Annotated in this window: 16 protein-coding genes and 5 tRNA genes; 17 read left to right on the forward strand and 4 right to left on the reverse strand. The window is 54.6% G+C overall.

The window, feature by feature from the left end:
* Positions 1-403 precede the first annotated feature (403 nt).
* Entirely contained in the window at positions 404-1,762 is a 1,359-nt protein-coding gene (locus BBOH_RS00060) for a GTPase (protein ID WP_052118078.1), read from the forward strand.
* A 1,044-nt stretch (positions 1,763-2,806) separates the two neighbouring features.
* Here the strand turns inward: BBOH_RS00060 and tal are convergent.
* The gene (gene tal, locus BBOH_RS00065) at positions 2,807-3,910 is read right to left on the reverse strand and encodes a transaldolase (RefSeq protein WP_033520131.1); all 1,104 of its coding nucleotides are present in this window, start codon (positions 3,908-3,910) and stop codon (positions 2,807-2,809) included.
* 120 nt (positions 3,911-4,030) lie between these two features.
* A complete protein-coding gene (gene tkt, locus BBOH_RS00070; protein WP_033520132.1) occupies positions 4,031-6,130 on the reverse strand; it encodes a transketolase in 2,100 nt (699 codons plus the stop codon).
* Positions 6,131-6,421: 291 nt separating this feature from the next.
* Here tkt and hrcA point away from each other — a divergent pair, with 291 nt between their 5' ends.
* Together hrcA and dnaJ are read left to right on the forward strand one after the other, a co-directional pair.
* Positions 6,422-7,525, forward strand: coding sequence for a heat-inducible transcriptional repressor HrcA (gene hrcA / locus BBOH_RS00075; protein ID WP_033520133.1), 1,104 nt, complete (start codon positions 6,422-6,424; stop codon positions 7,523-7,525).
* Between the two features lie 54 nt (positions 7,526-7,579).
* Positions 7,580-8,716, forward strand: a complete 1,137-nt coding sequence (gene dnaJ / locus BBOH_RS00080) for a molecular chaperone DnaJ (protein ID WP_033520134.1) — start codon at positions 7,580-7,582, stop codon at positions 8,714-8,716.
* 194 nt (positions 8,717-8,910) lie between these two features.
* Here the strand turns inward: dnaJ and BBOH_RS00085 are convergent, their stop codons facing one another.
* A complete protein-coding gene (locus tag BBOH_RS00085) occupies positions 8,911-9,705 on the reverse strand; it encodes a fructosamine kinase family protein (RefSeq protein WP_033520135.1) in 795 nt (264 codons plus the stop codon).
* Between the two features lie 211 nt (positions 9,706-9,916).
* On the opposite strand from BBOH_RS00085, the gene uppP reads away from it, so the two are divergent.
* Entirely contained in the window at positions 9,917-10,831 is a 915-nt protein-coding gene (uppP, locus tag BBOH_RS00090; protein ID WP_044097981.1) for an undecaprenyl-diphosphatase UppP, read from the forward strand.
* 150 nt (positions 10,832-10,981) lie between these two features.
* Here uppP and BBOH_RS00095 read toward each other — a convergent pair whose 3' ends face one another.
* On the reverse strand, positions 10,982-11,818 hold the full coding sequence (locus BBOH_RS00095) for a PAC2 family protein (RefSeq protein WP_143242337.1): 837 nt from the start codon (positions 11,816-11,818) through the stop codon (positions 10,982-10,984).
* Positions 11,819-12,081: 263 nt separating this feature from the next.
* On the opposite strand from BBOH_RS00095, the gene BBOH_RS00100 reads away from it, so the two are divergent.
* The 13 genes from BBOH_RS00100 (at position 12,082) to BBOH_RS00160 (ending at position 20,072) form a co-directional block, all read left to right on the forward strand.
* Positions 12,082-12,154: transfer RNA gene (locus BBOH_RS00100), tRNA-Gly, on the forward strand.
* Between the two features lie 29 nt (positions 12,155-12,183).
* A tRNA-Cys gene (locus tag BBOH_RS00105) sits at positions 12,184-12,254 on the forward strand.
* A 38-nt stretch (positions 12,255-12,292) separates the two neighbouring features.
* A tRNA-Val gene (locus BBOH_RS00110) sits at positions 12,293-12,364 on the forward strand.
* 50 nt (positions 12,365-12,414) lie between these two features.
* Positions 12,415-12,487, forward strand: a tRNA-Val gene (locus BBOH_RS00115).
* A gap of 18 nt (positions 12,488-12,505) precedes the next feature.
* A tRNA-Gly gene (locus tag BBOH_RS00120) sits at positions 12,506-12,578 on the forward strand.
* A 183-nt stretch (positions 12,579-12,761) separates the two neighbouring features.
* On the forward strand, positions 12,762-14,822 hold the full coding sequence (gene thrS / locus BBOH_RS00125; protein ID WP_033520136.1) for a threonine--tRNA ligase: 2,061 nt from the start codon (positions 12,762-12,764) through the stop codon (positions 14,820-14,822).
* A 185-nt stretch (positions 14,823-15,007) separates the two neighbouring features.
* A complete protein-coding gene (locus BBOH_RS00130) occupies positions 15,008-15,664 on the forward strand; it encodes a CDP-alcohol phosphatidyltransferase family protein (RefSeq protein ID WP_033520137.1) in 657 nt (218 codons plus the stop codon).
* A gap of 83 nt (positions 15,665-15,747) precedes the next feature.
* Complete coding sequence (locus BBOH_RS00135; RefSeq protein WP_033520138.1) at positions 15,748-16,506, forward strand: YebC/PmpR family DNA-binding transcriptional regulator; 759 nt, start codon at positions 15,748-15,750, stop codon at positions 16,504-16,506.
* 7 nt (positions 16,507-16,513) lie between these two features.
* On the forward strand, positions 16,514-17,095 hold the full coding sequence (gene ruvC / locus BBOH_RS00140) for a crossover junction endodeoxyribonuclease RuvC (RefSeq protein ID WP_033520139.1): 582 nt from the start codon (positions 16,514-16,516) through the stop codon (positions 17,093-17,095).
* Positions 17,096-17,218: 123 nt separating this feature from the next.
* Entirely contained in the window at positions 17,219-17,833 is a 615-nt protein-coding gene (gene ruvA, locus BBOH_RS00145; protein ID WP_033520140.1) for a Holliday junction branch migration protein RuvA, read from the forward strand.
* Between the two features lie 5 nt (positions 17,834-17,838).
* The gene (gene ruvB, locus BBOH_RS00150) at positions 17,839-18,897 is read left to right on the forward strand and encodes a Holliday junction branch migration DNA helicase RuvB (protein WP_033520553.1); all 1,059 of its coding nucleotides are present in this window, start codon (positions 17,839-17,841) and stop codon (positions 18,895-18,897) included.
* A 61-nt stretch (positions 18,898-18,958) separates the two neighbouring features.
* Complete coding sequence (locus BBOH_RS08390) at positions 18,959-19,420, forward strand: preprotein translocase subunit YajC (protein ID WP_044097982.1); 462 nt, start codon at positions 18,959-18,961, stop codon at positions 19,418-19,420.
* Between the two features lie 70 nt (positions 19,421-19,490).
* On the forward strand, positions 19,491-20,072 hold the full coding sequence (locus BBOH_RS00160; protein WP_033520141.1) for an adenine phosphoribosyltransferase: 582 nt from the start codon (positions 19,491-19,493) through the stop codon (positions 20,070-20,072).
* Positions 20,073-20,119 lie beyond the last annotated feature (47 nt).

Below are 20,119 nucleotides of genomic sequence, written 5' to 3' on the forward strand. Positions count from 1 at the left end.
TGGTTTTCGGTGGCCATGCCGGGGGCGTTCGCTCTCGATGGGCTGTGTTGAGCCGCTCTAAATATGCGTGGTCTTAGTCAAGACGTTTGTTGCTGACGATTGGTTATGGAGGGGAGGACGGGAGAGATGGGTATATGGTGCAACCGACTGCCTCAACATGCGTTTGATATACATCGTCTGGTCAGTCGAGTAGGTCAAAATTGAACGGGTAACCGGGCCATTCGCAAGCATTGCAGCCTTCAGTCTTAGACATCATGGTCATGAGGCATTGGGACGATACCATTTCGGTCTGAACGGCCCCGTTGGAGCGGCTTTGGTCTTATGTTTGCTCTCGCGCAAAAAACAAAGGTCGTGGTGGGGGAACAAATCCCTTAGAAGTCAAACATAAAGGAAAGGCGAAATCATGGGTTATGATGAATTTGAAAACCACAATTCGAAGCAGAGAAGCATGCGCAATTCGGAGGCCGAATCAATAAAGAATCAAAAGGGAAACGTACTTATTCTCGGTAATTCCGGTGTGGGTAAGTCGACTCTCATCAATGCCGTCTTCGGTGAGAATATCGCTGAAACTGGTTTTGGAAACAAGGGGACCACTGCCAGAATAGAACCATATGAGAACGACAATATTCCTTTTCGTCTGATAGATACCATAGGATTCGAGCCCACTTGGTTTAAAAGGCGGACAGCCATCAGAGCCGTGGATCGATGGACCAAGGCGAGCTTTGCCGGTAACGACCAGGATCGTCAGATTAACGCCATATGGCTTTGCTTTGACGGGACCAACTCGAAGATTTTTGATCAGACAGTCAAAGCCATGGTCCATGCGATCGGTCATTGGAATCAAGTCCCCGTTATCGCGGTGGTCACCAAATCATATTCGGTGCCTGACAGAGAACAGAACATCAGAATCATTCGTGAAGCCTTCAGGAAAAAAGGCGTTGTTCGACTACGGGAGATCATTCCGGTGGTCGCTCAAACATTCACTCTCAACGACGATGCGTTTGCGCCTCCAGAGGGAATTGACAAACTGCTCGATGTGACTAACAGACTTATGCCAGAAGGAATTCAAGCGGCTGAGACGACGATTCATCGTTTGCGGCATCATAGAAAACAATGGGAAGCGCAAGCTGTTGCCCTAAGCGCAGCGGCAGCGGCTTTCGGGATTGGTGCCGGAGCCGCAAAAAGGGCTCAGGTATCAGCTCATGAGATTCTGATATCCGCTGAAATAGCTGAAATAAAGCAAATCGGGAAAATTTATGAAATGAACCAGGATTGTATCGAATGGATGAAAGGCAACATCCTTGCCTCCATGACAAAGACTACGATTACGAGTTTCCTGGATACCGTTGCTACGCATATTGCAATCAAGAAATTTAAGAATGCACAGTATGTAGTGGACGGTGTTGTCGCAGCCGCAATCGTCATGCTGATTGGAGAGCGCTCGATTTACGAATTCGACCGGATTTATCAAGGTCATGAGTCGCCGAACGATGAGGATGGAATCAAACAGAGTGTTGACGGTATGCTGTTCTCTCCTGATTTTATCGACATGGTTTCGGAAATCGGTCTTCAGGCGCTTAATGGTCTACCCGTAGATGAAGTGGCCAAGTCAATCATGAGGTTCTTCGGCAAGGCTGACTCAACGGATGCTACATGTATGACAGGCGAGAGTTCAGAACCGGTTGATCGTCAAATCCAAAAACAAAGAAACACAGAAAAATCTGCCACATCGGGCAAGAACACCAGCAGCCGAACCAAGTGAGATCTGCTGAAAGGCTCTGACGAATGAGAAACTCTGATGAAATTGATGGATCCTCCGGGTTCATTTTCAAGAATAAGATGAGTGTGATAATGTCATCTGTTAGACAATCGCCTAGGCAGGGTTCCGAATCAGATGAATTCATGTCCTCTTAAGCGGCGTGTGCTTGTGAGGTTCGATGATGTTTGATTGGTCGTGGACAGATATCAAAGCCATTCATTCGTGGTTTGGAATCCGAGTTGGCTCGGTTTTCTTGTCCCGGTCCACGACTGCGTTCTGCCTGTGTGGTGGTGTTTCATTGTGGCTTGGCGGGGATGTGGGACCGTGTGCACATCTCCTTGCCTGTTAAGGGTGGCGGGCATGGGGGGGGGGTGCTGTAAAGTACGTCCGACTGGGTCTTGTCGGAGTTGCGTGTGATAGTTGCGCCACTGCCCTCCTGTCATCCCATCCGTCGTGGCGTGAGCATTTCGTTGGCCATGAAGTGGTGGGGGTGGGCGCTGCGTGTTCGGTTAAAGGACATCCTGTCGATGGTGGTGACGGGTTAGGTGAAATGTGACGTGGTGGTTGGCCTATTTTCGGTTACCACAATGACTGGTAAATACAGCCTCATCACAAGCGTGGTGGCCATCATGGAGATAACGGATTCATACGCTGTTTTCAAAACCTGGATTCACTTAGCGGTATTGTGAACAGTAGAGTAATGTATGATTATTTCATTATGGTAGCACCAATTACGACTGCGCGGTGGAGCAATTTCATCATGATAACAAACTTGGTTGCACGGCTCATGAAGAATATGAAGGAACTTATGGTTGCATGATTGCAATCATTTGGCATACCAAGGAAAGTGTTTGGCGCAAAAGCATTACATGTGTTCGTAAACTGACTACGTGCCCCGTTTTGGATTGCTTCACTGCAACTCAATAAAAATAAGCTTAGAGGCACGATATGTATTGTTCTGACGTAAAGCGAAGCATAAAAGCTTTATATCCATAGCAACACATATCGCACCCCTACGCGATAAGCCCTGAAGGGGAACAGTCAAAATCAGCCGTTCACGCGGTCGATTCCAGCTTGGGTGTCGGACAGCACCGAATCCCAGGACTTGATGAACGAGGCCACACCATCCGCCTCGAGCTTGTCGGTTACATCCTTGATGTTGATGCCCAGTTGAGCAAGCTTGTCCATCACCGCCTGGCTTTCCTCGTAGGTGCCTTCGATGCTCGGACGGCCGTCACCGTGATCGGCAAGGGCGTCGAGGGTCTTTTCAGGCATGGTGTTCACGATGCTCGGAGCCACGAGCTCGTCGACATACTTGCAGTCGGAGTAGGCCGGGTTCTTGGTGCCAGTGGAGGCCCACAGCGGACGCTGCTTCTTGGCGCCCTTGGCCTCAAGATCGGCCCAGCGAGGATCGGAAGCGAACTTCTTCTCGAACAGCTGGTAGGCCAGACGCGCGTTGGCGACGGCGGCCTTACCCTCAAGAGCCTTGGCCTCTTCGGAGCCGTTCTCTTCGAGCAGCTTGTCAACGGCGGTATCCACACGGGAGACGAAGAAGGAGGCCACGGAACCCATGTGCTTGAGGTCGTGACCGTTCTTGTCGGCCTGAACCATGCCTTCGATGAAGGCGTCGATGACCTGCTCATAACGTTCCAGCGAGAAGATCAGGGTGACGTTCACGCTGATGCCTTTGGCGAGGGTTGCGGTGATGGCCGGCAGGCCTTCGAGGGTTGCCGGAATCTTGATCATGGCGTTGGGACGATTGACCTTGGCCCACAGCTCCTCGGCCTGCTTCTCGGTGTTGGCGGTGTCGTGAGCCAGACGGGGATCGACCTCGATGGAGACGCGACCGTCGACATAGTCGCTCTTCTCGGCGACCTCACGGAAGATATCGGTGGCGTTGCGCACGTCGGTGGTCGTCAGCTCGCGTACGGCGTCCTCGACGTTGATGCGACCTAGCTCTTTGAGCTGTGCGTCGTAAGGGCCGACCTGCGAAAGGGCCTTCTGGAAGATGGAGGGGTTGGTGGTGACGCCGACGACGTTCTTGTTGGCGATCAAATCCTGCAAGGAACCTGACTCAATGCGGGTACGGCTCAAATCGTCAAGCCAAATCGAAACACCGGAATCACTGGTGCGCTGCGTTGCTTCTGTCATGTTTTTTCTCCTTATTTCTTCAGCGAATTGAGGCTGAAAAATCATTGCCTGCCGGTGCTGCATACCGAGTGAGAAGGTACGCAGCACCGGCATTATTCAGTTATGTAAAAGGGGCAGGCCTCAGCGACGTGCTTCCTCTATGGAAGCTTCAGCGGCTTCGACCACATGCTCGGCGGTGATGCCGAGATCGATCATGTTCTGGGCGCCGTCACCCTGCAGACCGAACTGCTCGATGGAAATCGGCTTGCCCGCCTCGCCAAGGTACTTGTACCAGGGCATCGCGATACCGGCCTCGATCGAGACGCGGGCACGGACGGAGGCGGGAAGCACGGCTTCCTTGTATTCGTCGTCCTGCTCCTCGAACCATTCCATGGACACCATGGAAACGACACGAGCCTTGATGCCTTTGGCGGCGAGGGTCTTGGCGCCCTCGACGGCCCACTGCACTTCGGAACCGGAGGCCATGATGATGACGTCGGGCTCGCCCTCGGTGTCGATCAGCACATAGGCGCCCTTGCGAACCCCCTCCCGTGCCTTCTCGGCGGTCTCGGCCAGTGCCGGGACGCCCTGACGGGTGAGGATCATGGCGGTGGGCAGCGTGTTCTTCTTTTCGAAGAAGGCACGGTAAGCCTCGGCGGTCTCGAACTCGTCGGCAGGACGTACGACTTCCACGTCCGGCATGGCACGGAACACTGCAAGATGTTCGATCGGCTGGTGGGTCGGGCCGTCTTCGCCCAGAGCCACGGAATCGTGGCTCCACACGTACAGGTTCGGAATCTGCATCAGTGCCGCAAGGCGCACTGCGGGGCGCTCATAGTCGGAGAACTGGAAGAAGGTGCCGCCGAACGGACGCGTGTGGCTGCCCAGCAGGATGCCGTTGGTGATGGCGCCCATGGCGAATTCGCGCACGCCGAAGTGCAACTGGCGGCCGTATTCGCTGGTTTCAGGCCAGGTGCGGGTGGCATCCGCCCGAGGGCCGAAGGACTTTGCGCCGTCGAGGTCGGTCTTGTTGGAGCCACCAAGGTCGGCGGAGCCGCCCCACAGTTCCGGCATGACCTTGGCCATGGCGTTGAGTACCTGACCGGAGGCCTTACGTGTCGCGGCCTTGTCGCCGGCTGCCCAGCCGGCTTCAAGATCGTCGATGGCCTTGTCGAAGCCCTCAGGCAGCTCGCCGGCCTTGATGCGATCGTAAAGCCTGGACTTGTCGGGGTTGGCCTGACGCCACGCGGCGAGCTTCTCATCCCACTGCTTGTGAGCCTCGAGGCCACGGTCGGCAACCTTACGGGCATGTGCCAGGGCCTCTTCGTCAACAGGGAAATCGACGTCGGGATCGTAGCCGAGGACCTTCTTGAGGCCGGCGACGGCCTCCGTGCCAAGCTTGGAGCCGTGCGCGGATTCATCGTTGGTCTTGTTCGGGGTCGGCCAGGCCATCAGGGTGTCCACCTTGATGAACTTCGGACGGTCGGTGACCGCTTCGGCCCTATCGAGAGCCGCTGCCAGGGCCGCAGTGTCCTCCTTGTAGGATCCGTCGGGCTGAATGAAGCTGACTTCATCGGTGTACCAGCCGTAGGCTTCGTAACGCTTAAGGATATCCTCTGAGAAGGTCAGCTTGGTGTCGCCTTCGATTTGGATGTGGTTGGCATCGAAAATGACGGTCAGGTTGCCCAGTCCTTGGTTGCCTGCGAGCGAGCTCGCCTCGGACGAAACGCCCTCTTCGACATCGCCTTCCCCGCAGATGACCCACACCTTGTGATCGAAGGGAGAGGTGCCGGCGGGAGCTTCGGGATCGAGTAGGCCGCGCTCGAAGCGCTGGCCATAGGCGAAACCGACGGCGGAGGCCAAGCCCTGTCCGAGCGGGCCGGTGGTCATTTCGATGCCTGGGGTCAAGCGGTACTCAGGGTGCCCAGGCGTACGGGTGTCGGCGCCACCACGGAAGTACTTCAGATCGTCGAGGGTCAGGCCATAGCCTGAGAAGTAGAGTTGAACATATTGGGTCAGCGAGGCATGACCGCCGGAGAGAATGAACCGGTCCCTGCCATCCCAATTGGGGTCGTTCGGGTCGTGCTTGATGTAATGCTGATAGAGAGTGTAGGCGATGGGCGCCAGCGAGATGGGGGAGCCGGGATGGCCGCTGCCAGCCTTCTCCACTGCATCCGCGGAAAGCACTTTGGCCATCTTGACTGCGCGCTCGTCCAGGTCCGACCATGTGAAATCGGTCATAGGTCTATATCCTTCCCATTATTCGGGAGCCGTGCCCGGGCCTTATGCCTTAGCGCCGGCACCCGCATATTGCGTCTTCATGCTATCTTTTGCAGCCGACGAAAAGGGAACTTTTTGACACGTTTTGTGAACTCTTGTCGTGTTAGCGTTCACAATATGTCATTCTTCATACGACTTTCTTCTAAAGAGGAATTGATTAGCACTCTTGCTTCAAGAGTGCTAATACTGATAGCGTGAACGAAGTCGGTCTGGATGTGTTCCGGACCAGACACAAGTACGGAAGGGGACGGTATGAAACAGTCAAGACGCATGCTGGTGCTCCGTGCCGTCATTGAGGACTACATTCGCACCCAGGAACCTGTCGGTTCCTCGACTTTGGCAAGGGAATACGGTCTCGGGGTCAGTTCCGCAACCATCAGAAACGACATGGCCGCCTTGGAGGATGAAGGATACCTCATCCAGCCTCATACGTCCGCCGGGCGCATTCCTACGGAACGTGGATACCGTTATTTTGTCGACGAATTGGCTTCCGTGGTGCGGCTGTCTGCGGCTCAACGCCGAGCAATAGCCAACTTTCTTTCTGACTCGGTCAGTCTTCAGGACGCGTTGGAGCGTTCTGTTCGGCTCTTGTCGCATATTACCGGTCAAGTCGCCATTGTATCAGGGCCTTCACTGGCCAAATCTCGCGTACGTCGTATTGAAATCGTCCCGCTTTCAACAACGACCATGCTCGCGGTGATCATCACGGATGCGGGTTCCGTGGCCCAACACACATTGTCGTTGGACGTGACTTTGCCATCGGACCGGATTATGGATTTATCGGATGAAATCAACCGGGTATGCATCAATAGTTCGCTTTCCGCAGCCGCTGGATGTATCCGTCGGTTGGCTGCCGTTCAGGATTTACGTGAGATGAGCAATTTTGCGATTAAACTTGCCCGCACAGTGGAGGCGATGGCCAACGATGAACGTTCGGGGCAGCTGTATATAGCCGGGACTTCACAACTGGCGCATCAACAGCCCACTGAAGACCTTGCTCCTCTATTTGATGCGTTGGAGGAGCAGGCCGTCATCATGCGACTTATGAACAATTTAAGCCAGCAGAACGGTGAAGTCGGGGTTGCCATTGGTTCTGAGACCAAAACGCCTGGTCTGATGAGTTCCGCTGTCGTTTCAAGCGGTTATGGTCATAGCATGGTCGATCAGATTTCTGCAGATCGTTCGGCTGACGCCGATCGGCCGGACAATGACAATTACCGGCAGGACGCTCCTGTCGCATTCGTCGGTTCCATAGGCCCCACCCATATGGACTATGCGGCCACGATGTCGGCGGTACGTGCCGTGGCACGTTACCTGACCGAGTTGATTGCGCAGGATGACACAGGTTGGAGCTGACCGGGGTCCATGACAGAATAATCCGCAGAACCAAAACGAATCAAGGACATTTCAGTGGCAGACTATTACGAAGTGCTGGGAGTTGGACGACAGGCCAGCGACGACGAGATCAAAAAAGCCTATCGCAGGATGAGCCGCAAATACCACCCAGATATCGCCGGCCCAGAATTCGAAGACAAGTTCAAAGAGGTCAACAGCGCGTATGAGGTGCTTTCCGACCCTAACAAGCGTCGTATGTATGATTCTGGAATAGATCCCAACGACCCGAATTCAGGGTATTCGGGCGCGGGCGGTTTCAGCTCGGATATGGGGGATATCTTCAGCCAGTTCTTCGGCAATGCCTTCGGCGGCGGTTTCCAAGAGCCGGAGTCACGGACGCAGCCAGGCCGAGACTCGCTTTCTGTGGCTTCGATAGATTTGAAGACGGCGGTCTTCGGAGGAATAGCCCATGTGTCAATCGACACCTTCGGGCTATGCCAGAAGTGCGGCGGCGTGGGCTCCGAAAATGGAGAGCAGCCGGTCACTTGTCCGGACTGCAACGGTAAGGGAGTGCGACAGAAGGTCGTACGCACCATGCTTGGCCAGATGATGACGACCGATACGTGCGAACGTTGCGATGGACACGGCACGATCATCGAGCATCCCTGTGCTGTGTGCGACGGGCATGGGCGTGTACGTACCAAACGTGACGTCGGGGTCACCATTCCCGCCGGCATCAAAGACAACACTCGACTGCGATTGGTGCATCAGGGTGATGTTGGCGAGGGTGGCGGTTCTGCCGGGGATCTGTACGTCGATGTGCGCATCGAGGCCAACAGCCAGTTCACCCGTGACGGCGACGACCTGCACTGCTGGATCCAGATTCCCATGAGTTGGGCTGTGCTGGGTCATGAACTGGATATTGACACTTTTGACGGCAAGCAGAAGCTTGTCGTGCCCGCAGGTTGTCAGCCGGATCAGACCGTCACCCTCAAAGGCCTTGGTGTCACGAAACTCAAACAGGAGGAACGAGGCAGCCTCATCGTGCACGTGAGCGTGGTAATCCCGACCAAGCTTGATGATAAGGAGCGTGAACTGATCAGTCAGTTCGCTAAGCGCCACGATTCGAAGGAACATGCGATTAATCAGAGCGCGAAACCATCCGTTGTACGCAAGAGTTTCTTCAGCAAACTCAAGGATGCCCTGAGCTGAGATTACTGGTTGATGGTTGCCTTGTCTCCTGCGTTTCCGCTGATAGGGCGTAATCGATTAGTGTTCGTGGTCTGATAAGGCATCCATCTGAATTACAGCAATGGTTGGCGGTTCCGTTTCGATGCTAGCGGAACCGCCAACCATTGCTGAATGCTACTGTCGATATGCGTGTAGTCAGCGCTTCAACTTGAGGTTCAGCCCAGCAACGAGCGACACATGGCGCGATATTCGCTGACATATCCGCCACCGAAGAACACGCAGTGACCTGCAATGGGGTAGAGCTGCCAAAGAGTGATGCGGCCGTCGAAGCCCCGCTTGAGCGGGTGCACGGACTGATACCCGTCCATGATCTCGTCAAGATACTGCATGCCAAACAGGTGCAGCATGGCAAGGTCCTCCTCGCGGTGTCCGCCATGCGCCGCCGGGTCGATCAGGACTGCCTGAGTCTGGCCTTGATCCGCGGTCCACATCACATTGCCACTCCAAAGGTCGCCGTGAACCCGTGCCGGTTTATCATGTGCCGCCTCACCCAGGAGTTCCGGCAAAGCATCAATAACCTCGTTGGTCAGGGCCATGTCGCTTTGCGTCAGTTCGCCCCTGTTGATGCCCATCTGCACCATTGGGCGCAGACGGCCCTCTGCCAGATAGGAAATGGGATCGGTCCATGTGCCGCTGTCCATTGGTACAGGATCTTGGAGCGGACCGAAATAGCATGTTCCGGTGTATCCTTCGGGAGCGGTTCCGAAATATTGCGCTCCCGTGTCATGCATGCGAGCGAGAGCCGCCCCGAAATCGTGAGCCGCCTTTGCGGTCGGACTGCTTGAACTGACGCGTTCAATGTCAAGCCAACCGTCGCCCCAGTCAAATACCTTGACTACGCGCGGTCCGCCTTGCTCTTCGGCCTGACCCAGCCACTGAAGACCACGTCCTTCACACTCGAAAAATCCTTTTGGAGCGAATGCCCGCTGCTTGCGATAAGTGTTTTCCATGATGTGCTCCCTAGATGTTATTTGACGAGCTGTTTCCGATCCATTCCCATTGTGTGTGAGATGTGCGACATCGCAACGTTTCTAGGCCTGTCGCTCAATGGGCACGCAGGCTTGTAGTCTTGACGGCAGTGGTTATCTGCCACATCGTGCCGAGTGTTTTTCTGGTTCACTGAGCTCGGCCGAATGCCAACGTGCGTTGTAAAGAGGTGCTATGAATTTCTTCCAAGCGATCATCCTGGGAATCGTGCAGGCCTTGACCGAGTACCTGCCGGTCTCGTCGAGTGCGCATATTCGCATCGTCGGGGACCTGATGCTTGGTTCCGACCCCGGAGCCGCCTTCACTGCTATTATCCAGCTCGGTACGGAGCTTGCGGTCATCCTCTACTTCCGTCATGACATCGTGAGGATTCTTACGCACTGGTTCCGCTGTCTGTTCGGCCGCAATGGAACGGATTGGCGGCACCGTCTCGGTTTCGGCGACCAGTCGGCGCTGGAAGGTTGGTTCGTCATCATCGGAACGATGCCGATTCTCATCGCCGGGCTTCTTTTTCAGCATGCCATCGAAACGACGCTGCGTAATTTATGGATCACCGTTACTGTGCTTCTGGTTTTTGGTGTCATCCTGTGGGTTGTGGACGCCAGAAGTCCTCAGCGCAAAACGGTTCGGGAGATGAACTGGAAGGATGCCCTGCTCTTTGGCGTGGGGCAGATGCTTGCGCTGATTCCAGGCGTTTCCCGCTCCGGAGGCACCATCACATTCGGTCGTGCTTTGGGATACACGCGTGAATCCGCCGTGCGTGTCAGTTTCATTATGGCCATTCCGGCCGTTTTCGGTTCCGGTTTACTCGAGGCCTGCAAAGCCGTGGTCGATTACAAGACACAGCCGAATTTTCCAGGGTGGGGGGCAACCATTGCCGCCACTGTGATCAGTTTCTTTGTTGGGTACATTGTCATCATCGGTTTTTTGAAGTTCGTCTCGACTTTCTCATACAAGGCATTTGCCGTCTATCGTATCGTGGTTGCCATTCTCGTCGCTGTTCTGCTGGTCGCCGGAGTGCTGCACGCGAACCCTGCCGCGGCGAATGTGGTTGCCGAGTTCGCCGAACACGTCATTATGATTCGATAACGCCGTGAGCGTGTGCGGTTTAACACATGCATGATGAATGGCTGTGCCGCATGGACAAGAATCCTCGTTCATGCGGCACAGCCATTTCGCATATATCGTTAAGGTGTTATTCCCAGAAGATTGCTCTATCGTGCCGGGCGTCCATATCAATCACTTATCGAGCTGCTCAAGATATTCTTCGACCTCTTTGGCGAGCCTGTCGCCTCTCGATTCCTCGTTAAGGATCTGCAACTGCGAGCCCATGTCATATTGCTTTTCAAGCAGATTGACGTATTCTCTCAATTCGTCGTTGCAGGAGAGCAGTACGGAGGCCTGTGCACTCCAATGAGCGGCTTTCTCAGGAAGATCATACTCTTCAAGCGGCACTTTGATTCGATCTGACAACCGACGTAGCATCTGCAATGTGGCTTGGGCGCAATCGTCGCCGGAGAGGTATTGCGGTATCGAAATCCACAGTGAGGTCGTGTCGAATCCTTCCTCTTTGCCTATGGCGTCATAGACGGTTGTGATGCCCACGGGTCCGTCACAGGCGCAACCGCCTGAAGGACCATAGTCGCGCATCGAAGAGTCGTAGTCCATGACCTTATGAATCGGATCAAATCCAAGTTCGTCCATCGGCAGGGGACGGGTGTGCGGGCAATCCGCGAACATGGAGCCAAGTGTGATGATTTCGTCGATTTCGAGCTCATCGGCTATCCGCAAGCTTCGACGTACGTACTCCACCCACTTGTAATTGGGTTCAGGTGCGATCTGCGCAAAAATGTGGGTTGAAGGATTGATGGTGATGTCATAAAACGAAGTTTCCGGCCAGATGATGCGCGCTGTTCCGTCCATATGGCAAATAACGGGACGAACCGATTTATAATCGTAATATGCATCAGACCGTATATTACGTACCTCTGTGGCATCGTAATGGGAAATGAGGTGATGAATCACATTTGTGGCCGCATGGCATGCGTCATTCCATCCTTCGAATGCACAAATCATGACTCTTTTGCTTGATTGATCCATCATGGTTATACAGACTAGTGTCTTTGTTGTTCGTCTATGCAACTATTCGCCATAGGTGAATGAGCAGTATGCATAAACTGTTATATATAACGGGGGAAGACCAGTGAAATAGACGGTTTTCTTGGTTTTATATATGCCCACTTCCAAATCGCGTCGAACAGGCCGACACGCAGGGTTTGGCAAAATCGCCAAGAGGCTATATAGTTATTCCTTGTGCTCAGGTGATGTCCTGAGGACATGCGGACATAGCTTAGTTGGTAAAGCGCGACCTTGCCAAGGTCGAGACCGCGGGTTCGAGTCCCGTTGTCCGCTCTAGGTCCGAGGAGTTGTAACGACCTTACGGTGGGTTAGCCAATCGGTTAGGCAGCGGCCTGCAAAGCCGTATAGACGAGTTCGACTCTCGTACCCACCTCGGAATGGAAGATTTCGGTTTTCCGTTTCCAAAGACCCGGGCGGTTGGCGCAGAGGTAGCGCACTTCCCTGACACGGAAGGGGTCACAAGTTCGAATCTTGTATCGCCCACAAAAACCGGAGGAGACTCCGGTTTTTGTTTCACAATTCAATATGCGTTTGGGTGATTGGCGCAGCGGTTAGCGCACTTCCTTCACACGGAAGGGGTCACTGGTTCGATTCCAGTATCACCCACGGAGCCGAGAGGTTTTCGCGGACATAGCTTAGTTGGTAAAGCGCGACCTTGCCAAGGTCGAGACCGCGGGTTCGAGTCCCGTTGTCCGCTCTTATATTGTGTCAGTGTTTTCCTTTAGTGGATTTCTAATCATTTTATTGACGGATTGTTCGTCTCTGAAATTGTACTCATGTAAGTTCAATTCGATGTCTACATGACCTCATATCGTTGTCATTGTTGATTTTCGTCCCGGCCTGCCCCTAGTAACGCGGGCCCTGAAAGCAAAGGACAACCATGGCTGACAAGACCATCTCCATAACACTCGACGGCGAATACAAGGAGGTGGGGGCCAGTCAGACCGGCACCGATCTCTTCGCCGACAACAAAGACATCATCGCTGTACGTTTGAATGGCGAGCCCCGTGACCTGTACACTCCGCTTAATGACGGTGACACCGTAGAATCCATCGCCATAGACAGCGAGGACGGGCTGCGAATCATGCGGCACTCGGCTACGCACGTGATGGCTCAAGCGGTCCAGGAGATACGTCCCGACGCCAAACTTGGTATCGGACCGGCTATCGAGAACGGCTTCTATTACGACTTTGACGTCGACAAGCCCTTCACTCCCGACGATCTCAAGGAGATCGAGAAGCGCATGAAGCGCATCATTGCTTCGTCGCAGGCTTTCAAACGTCGTGTAGTCACTGAGGAGGAGGCACGCACGGCAGAGGCCGATCAACCATATAAGCTTGAACTGATCGGCAAGAAGAAGGCCGATATCGACGAGACGGTCGGTACCGAGGTGCCGAATGAGGGTGAGATCACCTTCTACGACAACGTGGACCGCGAAGGCAACGTCGTATGGACTGACCTGTGCCAGGGGCCGCATCTGCCCAACACCCGCTACGTCAAGGCGTTCAAGCTCGAACGCGCTGCGGCCGCGTACTGGCTGGGCGATGAGCACAACCCGTCCATGCAGCGGATCTATGGTACGGCATGGGCTTGCAAAGAAGACCTCAAGGCGTATCAGACCCGTATGGAGGAGGCCGCCAAGCGCGATCACCGGAAGCTGGGAGCGGAAATGGACCTCTTCTCCTTCCCCGAGGAGATCGGGCCGGGGCTGCCCGTATTTCATCCCAAGGGTGGCGCGGTAATCAATGCGATGGAGGACTACTCCCGCAAGATGCATCGCAAGGCCGGATACAGCTTCGTGCAGACCCCGCACATCACCAAGGGTGGTTTGTATGAGACCAGCGGCCACTTGCAATGGTACAAGGACGGCATGTTCCCGCCGATGCACCTTGACGAGGAGAAGGATGAGGAAGGTAATGTCACCAAGCAGGGCTTTGACTACTATCTCAAGCCGATGAACTGCCCGATGCACAACCTCATCTTCAAGTCGCGTCAGCGCTCTTACAAGGAGTTGCCGTTGCGTCTGTTCGAGTTCGGTACGGTCTACCGCTACGAGAAGAGCGGTGAGGTGCACGGACTGACCCGTGTGCGTGGTTTGACGCAGGACGATTCGCATATTTATTGCACGCGCGAGCAGATGAAGGACGAGCTCAAGTCCATTCTCAACTTCGTGTTGCAATTGCTGAAGGACTTCGGGCTCAACGACTTCTACCTTGAGCTTTCCACCAAGGATGAGAAGAAGTTCGTCGGATCCGACGACATTTGGGAAGAGGCCACATCGACGTTGGCCGAGGTTGCCAAGGATTCCGGTCTTGAACTGGTGGACGACCCGGGCGGGGCCGCGTTCTACGGCCCGAAGATCTCGGTGCAGGCACGTGACGCGATCGGACGCACTTGGCAGGTATCCACGATTCAGCTCGACTTCAACCTGCCCGAACGTTTCGGACTCGAATACATCGCCAAGGATGGCACGCATCAGCGTCCTGTGATGATTCATCGTGCTCTGTTCGGCTCCATCGAACGGTTCTTCGCGATTCTGCTCGAGCATTATGCCGGCGCGTTCCCGGCTTGGCTGGCTCCGGTGCAGATTACGGGCATTCCTGTGGCTGACGAGTTTGCACCACATCTTGAGCGGTTCATTGATTCGATGCAAAACGAGCTGGTTCGTTGCGAAATGGATAGGTCCGACGATCGCTTCGGCAAGAAGATTCGCAATGCCTCGAAGTCGAAAGTGCCTTTCACCATTATTGTCGGTCAAGATGATGTGGATAGGGACTCCGTCAGCTTCCGTTTCCGAGACGGAAGTCAGCTCAACGGTGTACCGGTAAAGCAGGCCAAGGACTGGATTCTCAAGGTCATCAACGAGCGTGCTCAGGTCAACAGCGCACAGGATTTCGCGGATGCGATCGGTGCCGAAATTTCGGCACCTGCGCTGAATTAACTGTTTCAAACCGAACATCAGTCGTGCTCCACGGTCCAGCTGTGGAACACGACTGCTCACATGCCGTGCTGTGAAGAACAATGTGATATATCACACTTTCTACGGCAAGTTATTCGAAGCTTTTGACGGTTTTGTCGAGCGTACTGTCGAGTTCACGATTCACCCGAAAGATATCGAAGATTACTATGCTTGAAAAGCTACGGACTCCATTCAAACGCCTGATCGCACCAGTGGCGAAAGCCTTGGTCGCTCTAGGGCTGAGCGCTAACGCTGTGACGGTTATCGGGGCGTTCGACACCATCATCGTGGTCATCGTCACGGCAGTGACGGGATGGCTGGTTCCCGGGTCGCTGCTTATCGCAGTGCTTGCGGCTTTCGACGCTCTTGACGGGTCGGTCGCCGCGTTGACCACCGGTGGCACGAAATTTGGTGCCTTCCTGGATTCGACGCTCGACCGTGTGGTGGATTGGGCGGTGCTGCTGGCCGTGGCATTGTATTTCCCGCTTCACGGCGGCATGTCGATTGCCTCAGGCGGCATGAACTCCGCTAACCTGATTGGCTGGGTCGGCATCGGTGCCACGCTCTATGCCATGATGACGTCCTTCGTCACTTCTTATACCCGGGCACGTGCCGAATCGGTGGGGTATGAAGCGAAAAACGGCATCGCCACGCGCAGTGACCGGCTGGTCATCATCATTGTCGGCATGTTGGTCACTGGGCTGACTGGAATGCCGATTGTACTGGCTGGATTCATCGTCGTTTTGGCCGTGCTTGGAACCGTCACTGTTTTTCAGCGTATCTTCGAGGTGCGCCGTCAGATGAAGGACGATAATCAGAATTGAATCCGTCGGCCATGTCGTCTTTTTGTCGTCAAACCGGCTTAGAATTGAGACGTTTACGTTTTCATATACCTACTAGGAGCAATATGTCAGGGCATTCCAAGTGGGCGACCACCAAGAATAAAAAGGCCGCCATCGACGCGAAGCGCGGCAAGCTGTTCGCCAAACTCATCAAGAACATCGAGATCGCCGCAAGGCTGGGTGGCGGCGACCCTGACGGGAATCCGACGCTCTATGATGCCATTGTCAAGGCCAAGAAAGCCTCAATGCCCGCGGACAACATCAAGCGTGCGGTCAAGCGTGGTTCCGGCGCCGAAGCAGGAGCTGCGAACTATGAAAGCATCACCTACGAAGGCTATGCCCCTGCTGGCGTCGGTCTGATTATTGAGTGCCTTACCGACAACCGGAATCGTGCGGCGGCTGAGGTGCGTTCGACTTTGGGCAAGGGCAATGGATCCTTGGCAACCTCGGGCTCGGTGAGCTTCAACTTTGAACGTAAGGGCCAGATTGTAGTTCCCTCTGAAGGGTTGGACTACGACAAGGTCTTTGAGATCGCCGCCGAAGCTGGTGCTGATGATGTCAGCGATGAAGGTGAGGTCTATGTGGTATCTACCGATCCTTCCGACATGGTTGCGGTTCGTGAGGCATTGCAAAAAGCCGGCATCGACTACGATTCGGCGGATCTGGTCATGAGTCCGAAGAACGAAATCGAGCTTTCGCTTGACGATGCACGCAAGGTTTCGCGCTTAATCGACAATCTCGATGACCTTGACGATGTGCAAAACATCTACAGCAACTGGACGGCCTCCGACGAGGTGATGGCTCAGTTGGACGAAGAGGAGTGATTTCTTCGTGATCATCCTTGGCGTCGACCCTGGACTAACCCGTTGCGGGGTCGGCGTGATCGAAGCCGACGCATCGCGTCGGCTTTCGTTTGTTCATGTGGATGTGGTGCGTTCCGATCCACATGAGTCGCAGGACTTGCGATTGCTGAACATTTACAATGGGCTGACTGAGAAGATTGAATTTTTCAAGCCCGACACCGTCTCCGTTGAGCGTGTATTCGCGCAGGAGAACCGCAATACGGTTCTCGGTACCGCGCAAGCCGCGGGGCTGGCGATGCTGGCCGCGGCACAGCATGGCATACCGGTGGCGTTGCACACGCCGACTGAAGCCAAGATGGCAGTGTGCGGTAATGGAAGGGCTGAAAAAATTCAGGTGGAGCGCATGGTCGCGCGAATTTTGAATTTGAATGAATTGCCGCAGCCCGCCGATGCTGCCGACGCACTGGCGCAGGCTATCTGTCATGCTTTACGTCCGGCTGGTGCCTTGCAGGGGGGCGAACGAGAACAGCATCTCACGCTTGCGCAGCGGCAGTGGGCTTCAGCGGCGCAACGCGCCAAGTCGTCGCATGGGGTCGATAGGGGCATGTAGGCTGTCGAACAGATGTTCGAAATGTGATAAGCGGTCGAACGCCGATTTGGGAATCGCTTTCAGCATGCTGAAACGGGGTTCCGCATATTCACGACTCGTTCTGAATACAAGGGGAGACGCGAGATGATAGGGATGATCGAAGGAACAGTCGAGTCGGTGGACTCGGCCACGGCTCTGATCAATGTCAATGGCATCGGTTTTGAAGTACGCATGCCCGTTTCAGACCTGTCATCCATGCATTCAGGGCAAGATCTCAAGATCTACACTTCGCTCAACGTTTCGCAGGACGCGGTTACACTCTATGGTTTTCTTGCGACTGCCTCTAAAAAGATGTTCCTTCAATTGCAGAAGGTGAGCGGCATTGGTCCGCGCGTCGCCTTGTCGCTGCTTTCGACCCTGCCGCCCGAACGTTTGGCTCGTACGGTGATGGACGGAGATGCCACTGCCTTGGCCAAAGCTCCGGGATTGGGTAAGAAGGGAGCACAGAAGATCATCCTAGAGTTGAGGGGCTCCATCAATCTTGATGAGTTGGCAGGTACTTCGAACGGGTCGTCCTCTTATGATGCAGGTACTGCGCAGGTCATCGACGGTCTGGTTTCGTTGGGCTGGCGTGAACGCGATGCTGAACACGCCGTGGCCAAGGTTTGTCAGGAACATCATTTCAGCACACCTCTTGGCAACGTCGATGTGCCGCAAGTGCTGAAATTCGCTTTGACATCGCTCGACCGGGGTAGGTGAATATGATGGGTACCGGTAACGCCCAATACAATGACGGTGCACGTGAGGAGTCGTTGCGCATGGTCTCTTCGGAACCGCAGGGTAACGAACAGGTCAGCGACGAACAGTTGCGTCCGCACTCCTTAGAGGGGTTCATTGGCCAGCCGACGCTTAAGGCGCAGTTGCAGCTGTTCCTTGATGCGGCTCGTAAACGGGATGTGCCGCCCGATCATATTTTGTTGGCCGGTCCTCCGGGACTGGGTAAGACGACGCTGGCTATGATCGTCGCCCAGGAGCTTGGCGTGCCGATCCGTGTCACTTCAGGTCCTGCGATACAACATGCCGGCGATTTGGCTTCGATTCTCAGTTCTTTGGATACCGGTGAAGTGTTGTTCATCGACGAGATTCATCGTTTGCCAAGGCCTGCTGAGGAACTGCTGTATATCGCAATGGAGGATTTCCGTGTCGATGTCATGGTAGGCAAGGGACCTGGAGCCTCGTCAATTCCTCTGACATTACCGCGTTTTACCGCAATCGGAGCCACTACCCGCGAAGGTATGCTTCCTTCGCCGTTGCGTGCACGATTCGGCTTCACGGCGCATCTCGACTTTTACCCGCATGAGGAGTTGGAGCGGCTTATCGAACGTAGCGCCAAGGTACTAGGTGTCAGTCTGGGTTCGGGAAGCGCTGAAAAGTTGTCAATGAGAAGCCGTGGGACGCCTCGAATTGCCAACCGATTGTTACGACGGGTGCGTGATTGGGCCGTGGTGCATGATCTCAGTGAGGTCACACCAGGTAATGTCGAAGACGCGCTTGAACTGTATCAGGTTGATTCGGCCGGTTTGGACCGTCTTGACCTTGCCGTGCTGCAGGCCATGGTCAAACGTTTCGACGGAGGTCCGGTAGGACTGAACAATCTGTCTGCGATGGTGGGAGAGGAGGCCGAAACGGTCGAGACGGTCTGCGAGCCGTATCTCGTACGTGAGGGCTTCCTGGCGCGTACTCCCAGAGGGCGCGTTGCCACTGAAAAAGCATGGCATCATCTAGGTGTCGAACCACCTGATGATGTCAACAAGCTATTCTAAAATTAATGGTTGTGGGGCTTCATATCTTCGTGATCCAAACAATGTACGTCAGGAGCTTATTGTGACTAGCGCTAGCAGCACGCTTTTTCTTATTATTTTTTTAGCCGGTCTGATTGCCCTGACATGGTTGTCAAGTCGTAAATCCAAGAAGCAGGTCAGGGATTTCCGGAGCTCCCTCCGGCCTGGGACCTTGGTCGTCACCGTTGGCGGTGTCATCGGTACGATTGTTTCCGTTGATAAGAAATACGAAGAGATTGTCATTGATTCGGAAGGTACACTGATGCGGTTCACCACGGGTGCCGTCAACAAGGAATATGTGCGTCCTGCATTCATTGATGATGACGAGGTCGACGAGCGGGGCAACCCGATCAATGATGAGGTAAAGGGCAAGTCTTCGCCGGTTGCATCCAAGGATGATTCCAAGATCGATCAGAAGGCTTTCGACTCCGACGTTTCGCTTGAGGAAGGCTCCGAAGGCGGCATGAGCGAAGGTTCGGATGCATCCGAAAAGGCCCACGACTGATTTCGCCTTTATCACAACACCATTTCGACAGTAATCGTATTCGAATAACTCAGCAGTCAAAAGGATATACATGTCAGGTTCCGATATCACCATCAACGGATTGAAAAAAGTGGGAGAGGCGGACGCCGAATACTTGGTCTCATTGGTCCGGTCGGTGCCGGGATTTCCGAACGAAAATGTGCTTTTCCGCGATTTTATGCCAGTGCTTGCCGATGCTCGTGGCTTCCAAATTATGATGAAGGCTCTGGAACTCGCGTTGCCGGTGCCGATCAGCGAGTTCGACTATGTCGCTGGTCTCGAAGCCAGAGGCTTCCTGATTGGACCGACGCTTGCCTACAACCTTGGCAAAGGGTTCGTCGCGGTTCGAAAAGCCGGAAAGCTACCGCCGGAAACCATCGGGAAAAGTTACGATCTTGAATACGGGCAGGCTCGTGTCGAAATCGAACAGGGGACGGTAAAGCCAGGAGACCGTGTACTGATTGTCGACGATTTGATTGCGACCAGTGGTACCGCTCAGGCTGCGGCCGATCTTATCGAGCAGGCCGGTGGCAAGGTTGTCGGTTTTAGCTTTGTCATGGAGCTGATAGGTCTGAACGGCAGGGGAAGCCTGGGGCAAGTGCCTTGCAGCTCGCTGATTACGATGCATGCCTGAAGCCACTTCAGCCATCGTGAAGAGACCGATAACAACGTGAAATCGAA

The organism is Bifidobacterium bohemicum DSM 22767 (genome assembly GCF_000741525.1).
In the GTDB taxonomy this organism is placed as follows: domain Bacteria; phylum Actinomycetota; class Actinomycetes; order Actinomycetales; family Bifidobacteriaceae; genus Bifidobacterium; species Bifidobacterium bohemicum.

Coding starts and splice junctions, on each gene's coding strand:
- ruvA (WP_033520140.1), top strand. CDS start 17,219: ATGATAGGGATGATCGAAGGAACAGTCGAGTCGGTGGACTCGGCCACG.
- BBOH_RS00135 (WP_033520138.1), top strand. CDS start 15,748: ATGTCAGGGCATTCCAAGTGGGCGACCACCAAGAATAAAAAGGCCGCC.
- BBOH_RS00130 (WP_033520137.1), top strand. CDS start 15,008: ATGCTTGAAAAGCTACGGACTCCATTCAAACGCCTGATCGCACCAGTG.
- thrS (WP_033520136.1), top strand. CDS start 12,762: ATGGCTGACAAGACCATCTCCATAACACTCGACGGCGAATACAAGGAG.
- tal (WP_033520131.1), bottom strand. CDS start 3,910: ATGACAGAAGCAACGCAGCGCACCAGTGATTCCGGTGTTTCGATTTGG.
- BBOH_RS00085 (WP_033520135.1), bottom strand. CDS start 9,705: ATGGAAAACACTTATCGCAAGCAGCGGGCATTCGCTCCAAAAGGATTT.
- tkt (WP_033520132.1), bottom strand. CDS start 6,130: ATGACCGATTTCACATGGTCGGACCTGGACGAGCGCGCAGTCAAGATG.
- hrcA (WP_033520133.1), top strand. CDS start 6,422: ATGAAACAGTCAAGACGCATGCTGGTGCTCCGTGCCGTCATTGAGGAC.
- BBOH_RS00160 (WP_033520141.1), top strand. CDS start 19,491: ATGTCAGGTTCCGATATCACCATCAACGGATTGAAAAAAGTGGGAGAG.
- BBOH_RS00060 (WP_052118078.1), top strand. CDS start 404: ATGGGTTATGATGAATTTGAAAACCACAATTCGAAGCAGAGAAGCATG.
- BBOH_RS00095 (WP_143242337.1), bottom strand. CDS start 11,818: ATGATTTGTGCATTCGAAGGATGGAATGACGCATGCCATGCGGCCACA.
- uppP (WP_044097981.1), top strand. CDS start 9,917: ATGAATTTCTTCCAAGCGATCATCCTGGGAATCGTGCAGGCCTTGACC.
- ruvB (WP_033520553.1), top strand. CDS start 17,839: ATGGGTACCGGTAACGCCCAATACAATGACGGTGCACGTGAGGAGTCG.